Raw genomic sequence first — 8,313 nt, 5'->3', positions numbered from 1 at the left:
TTTTTTGCATCCTTCAGATTCCGCTCGGATTATGCATTTGCAAATAGAATTCGGGAAATAATTTACAAACTCAACCTAATTGCATGTAAAATAACGAGTTAGCTACAAAATAATATTTACCTTCGTTCAACACGTTTTTTTTCTTACAAAAAAAACACATTACTTTTTTAAGCATTCTCGTACAGACAACAACCATTTCCGACCCTAGGTAATGGGAGGTTATTTTACTATATTTGACCCCAAAATTTCGGGGGTTATTTTGAAATTTCCATTCATAGCCTATCTGGCCATCTGTACGTTGTTTTTTACCGCCTGTCTTCAAAACGAAGATACCGACAGTCGGATTCCTGTTCGTTACACTATTGTAGTAACCGATTCCATTTCAGGAAACGCAGTTAAGAACGCCAGTGTAGAGTTAACTAACGAAGTTCAAGCCCGACAGGAACTTAAGACAAATTCCTCTGGTACAGTAACCTTCCCTTCAGAAGAAAGTTACGTCAACCAGATTATCGTTACTAAGAAAGGCTACTTTCCAATGGATACGGTGGATGTCATCAGCAATCCAGACACTGCATTAAGCATTATTCTCCGTTCTATTAGCCTTAGGCTTGTTCCTGTAGACACTGCAAAATACGATTCTACCAACTAGCGGCTAGGTCATGTCATTTGAGTTAAAGACTCCCCCCCTACAGAACGCGCTCCGATTCCTGACACAGGAGTCAATGATGCGTTATTCAGCATTTCCCGTCGATTTCAATGAAGATTCACGCAGGCTAACAGTTGCTGTGACCGACGCCAATGATTTTGATTTAATAAATGACTTACAGCTGATTACAGGAGTCTACATCACCCCAGTTCAAGCCGACGAAGATAAAATTATCCAGTGGATTAACACATTTGCCGACAAAAGTGTCCCAAGCCTAGGAACCTCACAAGATAACAGTAAGTTCAGTTCCCCAATCATCCGCCTTGTAAACGAGATTATTTCAGAGGCTATGCATACGGGGGTTTCAGATATTCACTTTGAACCTGGTGAAAAGGCTTTTTGGGTTCGCTTTCGCAAAGACGGCGTTCTAAGGATAGCGAGAAAACTTCCTTTGCGTTCCATTTCCGAGATTATATCCCGTTTAAAGATCATGGCCAGCATGGATATCGCCGAAAAACGCCGCCCTTTAGACGGACGAATCCATTTTGACGACGGAAGCAAGAACGTCGACATCCGTGTTTCTGCTCTGCCCACAGACTATGGCCAAAAGATGGTCTTGCGCCTTTTGGACAAGGGCCAGATAATCCACAAGCTAGACTCCCTGGGCATGACCCCAGAACTGATTGAACTTTGTGAAGGCGAAATACACAAGCCCTACGGGATGTTTCTTATCACAGGTCCTACAGGTAGCGGAAAAACCACGACCTTGTATACCCTGCTGCAAATGATCCGCTGTACCGAATTAAACATCTCCACCATCGAAGAGCCTATCGAATACAAACTGGACGGAATTACACAAACTGCAGTTAATACAAAGATTGGTTTGACGTTCGCTGCCGCTCTGCGAACTTTACTCCGTCAAGATCCAGATGTCATCATGGTAGGTGAAATTCGCGATAGTGAAACAGCAGAACTGGCTATACGCGCAGCCCTCACAGGCCATTTGGTATTCAGCACATTACATACCAACGACGCACCATCCGCCATTGTGCGCCTCATTGACATGGGCATCGAGCCATTCTTGGTTGCATCGGCAGTCAACTTCATCATGGCCCAGCGCCTTGTCCGAAAAATCTGCCCCCAATGCGGCGGTAAAGATCCTAACTGCCTAAGCTGTAGCGGCAGCGGCTATAAGGGTCGAGTAGGCATTTTCGAAATGATGCCAATACCAGAGGAATTACGAGAACTAGTCCATAAGAACGCCACCACGGCAGAACTCAAGCATAAGGCCATCGAACTGGGCATGAAGACATTGGCCAACGACGGCGCCCAGAAAGTGGCAGCAGGTCTTACAACCGAAGCTGAAGTTTCCGCCGAAGCCATCGTGTAGGAACCATGCAGGGCAACAAACACGGATTTACCCTACCACTTACCATGGTAATCCTCACTGTAATCGGGATTCTCAGTTTTTCATTTTACGACATGGTAAAGCGGGAGCGAATAGAATCCAATCGCAGATACAAGTTCATCCAATCAATGCTGGAATTGGAGTCTGCAGCAAATTACGCTTTTTACCGTATGTCTCATGCAGATGAGCCTTGGCGAACTGATTCATTAAAACATATCGTCCACAACAACCACATCTCCTTTTTCATTTCGCATAAGCAGGACGGAGCGTTTGCCAGGCTGACTGCGTTCAACAAAGATTCATCCAGGAGCCTTTCTGTAATTACAGGATACATTCCTAGCCATCGCCCAGCACTTGTGGTAACCGCCTCCCAAACAAGCATTTCTATTGTAGGTGATGCTCAAATCAAAGGCGGAACCGCAGTCCGTTCAGGTTCTGTAAGTTATAGTTCTCATTATAAAATGAGAGCCCATAAAAACGCATTCTATGACACCGTTTTTTCGGGAGAAAACCATTCCTACTACGATACTTTAAGTTTTTTTCCTGAATTGAGTCGTCGATCATTTGACAATATAGTTCAAAAACATTTTCAGAATAAATCCTGCATTCTTGACGGTACAGACGTTATCAATGGTGAGCTCAATTGCGAACTGGTCATTTTTCAAGGGGATTCCAAATGTAACAAATGCAGGATTCAGGCAGACAGAATCTACATTAGGGAACGATCCTCACTCATAAAGACCAATGTAGTAGCAAGAACAATATCCCTTACCGAAAATTCTCGGGTTGACGGAACCTTTTTTGCAAGGGACACCATAGAGGTCAATCAAACCCTAAAGCAAACAGGAAAGGTCAACCTCATTCTACAAGGCCATAGAGAAACTGAAACCAACTACGTTGGAAAAATTTCACTGTTAAAATTTAAAGCAAACAATTCCGCGGTTATTTTTCTTGGTGACAATTGGGACGATACACTCCGGGGAATTTCTGTTGAGGTTACTGACCAGGTGAATTTCAGGGGTACTTTAATTGCCAACGGTATTGTCGACTTTCGTGGAAAACTTCAAGGTTATATGACTGTTTCAACCTTCGGTTTCTACGATGGAATTACGTATTGGCCGGGTTTCCTGAAAGATGGTCAAATTACCGGAGACACTACAGTCAAGGTACTTCTCCCTGATATCGTACATTTTGGAGGAGAACCTAGTTATGAATAGTCTTTCCCAAAAAGGGATTACTCTCGTAGAAGTCCTCATCAGTTTCGCAATCTTATTAACCACTGGAATGTTGCTTTCAGGTTTCTTATTCAGAGGGCCTGTAACGCAAATGGCCCGTAACGAAAACTATGGTAATGAGTTGAGCAAGATTATACTTCTTACAAAAACTATGGAAAATCAAAGTGATTCCATCTACCAGCACACAGATATCAACGGAAATCATTGGGAAATTCTACTCAGCCAAAGTACAGATGGCAACGAAACTTGTTTTAACGCTACCGCCATACGCAACAAGACCGATTCCACTCAATCCCTATATTTCTGCAAATACCATTCTAACCTAGAGGTACGAAATGAATAAGAACGGATTTACTCTTATAGAATTGGTGGTTACCATGGCCATTTCTGGCATATTCTTTACTTTCGCCATGAACATGTTCAGCACGGCAAACAATTCTTTTTTTAACTATAAAAAAAGTCACGAAGAATATTTTGATTACAATGTGATGAGGGCAAAAGCCGACAACATGCTTCGAACCAATCCCGGAGAATGCTCCAATGACAGCCTTTTCAAATTTACCGGGAACTACGCAGACTCCCTCAATAAGTCATTCCCTTTCCCCTTTCCTAAATGCAAAAAATTAGACCGCTATCGCAGCCTAATCTTCTTTTTAGGAAAAATTGATTCCTCATCTAGAGAGATTTACGCTTACAGTCTAGTAAAATCTACCTCTATCGAATGGTAAAGATATCTTCACCAAATCTCAATTCTACGCCGTCGGGCCTAATGGATTCCACCACCACGTCCCAGATTTCTTGACCAACACGAACGACCGAGGATTCGCCGCGGAACTTAATAATGGCAACGGGATTATCGCCAGGCAGAACCGCATCTAGAGTAATGGAGGGTGGCTTAGGTTTAGGTTTCGGACCAACTAAAAGGGAATCAGGAACTTCAACAGTTTTAGCAGTTACCACGCGGGGTTTCGCCACAACCGGAAATAGACTTGCTGGTATACAAAAAGGATCTCGAGCAGACCCACTGGGCATCAATTGAGGTTTTAAACGAGCCAGTAGACTCTTGAAATCCAGCCTTGTTTCGATATCCTGGGATTCAACCTGAGGATTTCCCTCATAAACGGCCCATAGACCAGACCTTTGTTGCCCATCAACCTTATCAGACATCTTGAACAGGAATACTCCCCAAATCAAGATGGTTGTTGATACTAAAAAAACTAAAAACTTATTCATCGCGTACGACCTTACTCAATACCGAAAGTCTAACCGACGCCGACTTGGAATCCATATCAACATCAACAACTTTCACGCAATAAATTCCATTTTCCAAGGAAGTCATAAAGCGGAGAAACGAATTGAATCCAGCACTTGACTTAAACTTAACAGGATATTCAAGGTTTTCACCTCTAGATACTATTTCTCCAGTCGAAAGATCCTGTAGCGTTACGCCATAATCCTTCGCAGCCTCAAGGATAAATGTCAAAATTTTCGAAGACGAAACAGGAACATTTACATAGGAATCCAATTCACTAGAAATTCTTCCGTATTCTGCAATCAAAGAATCGGGAGATTTTGAATTTTCCACCACCCCCCCTGCGTCCTTAACTTCAGATCGAATTGACACAAGAATATCACTTGCAACAAGCATCTTTGGGAAAATAAAAAATCCAATTAAGAACACTGTCAAGGCTATTAAACAGCACGACAATAAAGAATACTTGTATCGATACAGAAGTCTATTCATCGGATAGCCTCCGCCGTCAAATCAAATTTTACTACGGGCTTACGTCTGTATGTCGTCTTTTCAGTAGTCCGCAAGCGCACGTTTACCAAAGAACGATCTACTTCCAAAGAAGAAAGGAACAAAGAAACATCTTCTGAGGACAGGGCATACCCCCGCAAAGAATGTATATTACGACTAAATGTCCAATGATCTACCCAAACATTTTCGGGCAAAGCCGCCAAAATCCTAGAAAAAGACGAAGATACTTGACTGCGATGACTCAGGAAAGTTTCGGTTCCTGCCCTATCTTTTTCCAACTTTTTCCAAACCTTTTCTAGTTCCTTGCGCGTTTCTATATTCTTCTCAAAGGCGGCGATTTGGACCTGAGTAGAAGAGGCATACCATGCTACGCCTCCCCAGAACGCCAAAGAAACAAACAACGTTGCTAGTAAAACACAGATGCAAGCTTTAAAAACTGTACGAAATAAGGCGGCCTCACGAACTCGAGCTACAGCTGTTTCATCAGGGTTTGTTGAAAAAGCGGGCAAATGATCCGTGCGAAACAACCAAGCATCTTCCGCCGCAGCGATTGCAACAGCTTCATCACTGACAGATGTCTCGACAACATCCATGGATTTCACAAAATAACATTCCTTGACAAAATTGACCAGTTGGTCGCACATATTCTTTGACGAGGCATCGCAAATTTTTAGCGAGGCAATCAACTCATCACCAGCAAAAGTCCATATTTTTGAAACACCGTCGGCAAAAGAAACAAATGCTTTAACCTCAGCCTCACTTTTCTGACGAATTCTTTCTACTTCAAAGAACAGTACTGGGAGATGAGCCAAAATTTTAAAGTCAGCCTTAACTACATCTCCAGCTATATTTTCTATAGCCCGACGTAACCCTACAACAGCGTAACCACCATCAATAGAATTTACATGCTCAAAGTCGTCTCGTTTAAATTCTGCTCCCCCGTCAGTATGTAACTTTATAGGGGTTGAATCATCAACCAGAATAACACCATCGGCGGAACCTCCATTTGCGACTTGGAAATGTCTGCAATCAGCCAATGATCCCGTAAATGAAACATTTATGACACAAGCAGAACGTTTACCACGAAGAACTCTTGCAATATAGGCCCACCCACTTCCAACGCAATCACGAACGACAAGGACCCACCAATACTGTCCGGTTAGGATCTTCATTTGGATTCCTTGGAACTCTTTTTACTTTCGGAAACTAAAGGCTTTTTTGCTTTTTCGATTTCTTCGGCAACATCTACGCTGCCTTCAGCACCATAATAAATATGGGGTGTCACAAAAATCAATAATTGACTTTTGCTCTTTACTCGTTCTACATTCTTGAAAAGCCAACCAATGATAGGAATAGAACCAAGGAAAGGCACCTGTCTATGGACATCGCTCACGCTTTCCTTGACCATGCCGCCCAGCACGATGGTTTCACCATCACGGAGCCGGACCGAAGACTTCACATAGCGTTTATTCAAGGTAGGCGGCACATCACTACTAAAGCTACCTTCGGGTTCCGAGAAATCAGGTACTATTTCGCAGGTAATTTCGCCTTCACCTGTCACGTAGGGAGTCACTGTAATATTAGAATTTGCTTCAATCTGTTCAAAGCGCTGAGTTGTCTTAGATGTAACGGCATCACCCTGATTATAATCAACTTCAGAAGACATCATATAATACTGGGTTTGACCAATGGTCAACACAGCAGTTTCCCCATTTAAAGTGGCAATCTGAGAACGAGCCTTTACATCCAAAATTTTTTGCTGTTCCATAGCATTGATCTTTGTAACCATGTCCTTAGGAACATGAATTACATCACCAAGTCCGATTCCATTCATTACACTTTGGGTCTGCTTAGCATTCAAGGTCTGGTCGATACTAGGAAATAGTGTTTCAGAACCCATGTTTTTTGACGCCTTACCAAACAGCAAATTCAAGCCGTGATTATGTCCCTTTTCGATATCCATGTCAACAACAAGAACCTCTATCAAGATCTGAGCCACAGGCAAATCCATCTTTTCAACATATTGGGAAATAGCATCCAAGACATCGTAGCTACCTACGGCAATCAAGGCATTCTGTGATTTTACAACCTGAATTTGGGTACTTTTGGTCAATGTAGTCGGCAAGAGTTTAATCACATTTTCTGCACGCAAATGCTTGAGTTTTATGAGCAAAGAATTATCGGCTGTCTGCATCTCGTGAGGACCAATAAAATAAACCCCATCTCGTTCCCAAAAGGTGTAGGCCGTTCCACGGAACAAATACTTAAGAGCCTCGCGAACCGGAATTCCCGATATATGAGATGTAACCTGTCCGTCTAGTTTGCCATAAACCATGGCGTTCAACTTTGTCTGAGCTAGGACTTCGCTTAGCAAGGTTGCCAACGAAGCTTCAACGGCCTCAATATTCAATAACGAGTCATTGACTAAGCGAACTTTGAATTTCCCACCATTATCGCTATTGCGGCCACCAAGATTCCAATTGCCTTTCTTGATAGATACAACGCCATCATCTTCTTCAAAATCAAGACCTACAGATTCAGCCAAATGTCGAACTGCACGGTCAAAAGTCATGTTTTGTAGAAAAACGGAAACAACCTTATCGCTTCCTTGTTCCAACAAAACATTACGTCCAGAAACTTCAACTATTTTACGGACCAATTTGTCAAGTGGAGCCTCTTCAACGTCGATGGTCAAAAGACCGTTTTCAAAGTTCACAACAAATCGTTTTTCTGGCGGTTTTGGAGGTTCCGGGGCAACCACTACCGGTTTTTGAACCTGTATTACTCCACCATCTACAATATACTCATAACCATTTCCTTGTAATAAGACACGTAAAGCGTCCTTTAAAGGCTGATTATTGAAATTAACCGTTACTGGGCCATGAACATCGGGTGAAAGGAACAAATTTAGACCATACTGAACAGCCATTCCCTGAAGTAAGTCCCGGATTTCGGTATTCTTGACATTCAAATTCTTGACAACAATTGAATCGGCAATAGGTAGTGGTTGCAACGGCAAAGGCTCTGCCCAAACACAGACCCCCATCAAGAATATTAAAACTGCTAGTATTCTACAAAAAAAAGAACTCTTCAAAATACCCCCGCATGTTCTTTATACAAAGAAATGCAGACGCAAAGATAGAAACAAGCAACCCTATTTCAAAGATTACATTTTTGCGATTTTATTTAGTTATGCAACGAAAAAGCCGAGATGAACATCTCGGTTTTAAAAGTTTTTCTTTATTCAAGAAATTTATTCTAA

The 8,313-nt window shown here is 42.3% G+C and carries 9 protein-coding genes and 1 pseudogene; 6 read left to right on the top strand and 4 right to left on the bottom strand.

Features of this window, described 5'->3' with window-relative positions:
- Positions 1-259: 259 nt before the first annotated feature.
- The 6 genes and pseudogenes from B7992_RS11540 to B7992_RS11520 all read left to right on the top strand — a co-directional run bounded on the left by B7992_RS11540 (position 260) and on the right by B7992_RS11520 (position 4,017).
- A complete protein-coding gene (locus B7992_RS11540; RefSeq protein WP_141100453.1) occupies positions 260-649 on the top strand; it encodes a hypothetical protein in 390 nt (129 codons plus the stop codon).
- A gap of 10 nt (positions 650-659) precedes the next feature.
- Positions 660-2,036: a GspE/PulE family protein gene (locus B7992_RS11535; protein ID WP_088666326.1), complete on the top strand. Its 1,377-nt coding sequence runs from the start codon at positions 660-662 to the stop codon at positions 2,034-2,036.
- 5 nt (positions 2,037-2,041) lie between these two features.
- The gene (locus B7992_RS11530; RefSeq protein WP_088666325.1) at positions 2,042-3,271 is read left to right on the top strand and encodes a Tfp pilus assembly protein FimT/FimU; all 1,230 of its coding nucleotides are present in this window, start codon (positions 2,042-2,044) and stop codon (positions 3,269-3,271) included.
- Positions 3,264-3,329, top strand: a pseudogene (locus B7992_RS17425) (prepilin-type N-terminal cleavage/methylation domain-containing protein); the annotation flags it as partial. The gene B7992_RS11530 and the pseudogene B7992_RS17425, both read left to right, overlap by 8 nt.
- 51 nt (positions 3,330-3,380) lie before the next feature.
- On the top strand, positions 3,381-3,632 hold the full coding sequence (locus B7992_RS11525) for a hypothetical protein (protein WP_254917692.1): 252 nt from the start codon (positions 3,381-3,383) through the stop codon (positions 3,630-3,632).
- On the top strand, positions 3,625-4,017 hold the full coding sequence (locus B7992_RS11520) for a type II secretion system protein (protein WP_088666323.1): 393 nt from the start codon (positions 3,625-3,627) through the stop codon (positions 4,015-4,017). Before B7992_RS11525 ends, B7992_RS11520 begins: the two co-directional genes overlap by 8 nt.
- Here the strand turns inward: B7992_RS11520 and B7992_RS16385 are convergent.
- The 4 genes from B7992_RS16385 to B7992_RS11500 form a co-directional block, all read right to left on the bottom strand.
- The gene (locus B7992_RS16385) at positions 4,004-4,249 is read right to left on the bottom strand and encodes a hypothetical protein (RefSeq protein ID WP_176421933.1); all 246 of its coding nucleotides are present in this window, start codon (positions 4,247-4,249) and stop codon (positions 4,004-4,006) included. The genes B7992_RS11520 and B7992_RS16385 overlap by 14 nt on opposite strands.
- 265 nt (positions 4,250-4,514) lie before the next feature.
- Positions 4,515-4,874, bottom strand: a complete 360-nt coding sequence (locus tag B7992_RS11510) for a hypothetical protein (RefSeq protein WP_176421932.1) — start codon at positions 4,872-4,874, stop codon at positions 4,515-4,517.
- A gap of 155 nt (positions 4,875-5,029) precedes the next feature.
- On the bottom strand, positions 5,030-6,223 hold the full coding sequence (locus tag B7992_RS11505; RefSeq protein WP_088666320.1) for a PilN domain-containing protein: 1,194 nt from the start codon (positions 6,221-6,223) through the stop codon (positions 5,030-5,032).
- On the bottom strand, positions 6,220-8,145 hold the full coding sequence (locus tag B7992_RS11500; protein ID WP_141100449.1) for a secretin and TonB N-terminal domain-containing protein: 1,926 nt from the start codon (positions 8,143-8,145) through the stop codon (positions 6,220-6,222). Before B7992_RS11500 ends, B7992_RS11505 begins: the two co-directional genes overlap by 4 nt.
- Between the last annotated feature and the right edge of the window lie 168 nt (positions 8,146-8,313).

Source organism: Fibrobacter sp. UWH1 (genome assembly GCF_002210365.1).
In the GTDB taxonomy this organism is placed as follows: domain Bacteria; phylum Fibrobacterota; class Fibrobacteria; order Fibrobacterales; family Fibrobacteraceae; genus Fibrobacter.
Note: the sequence above shows the minus strand (reverse complement) of the source record. Positions and strands in the feature narration are given on the sequence as shown.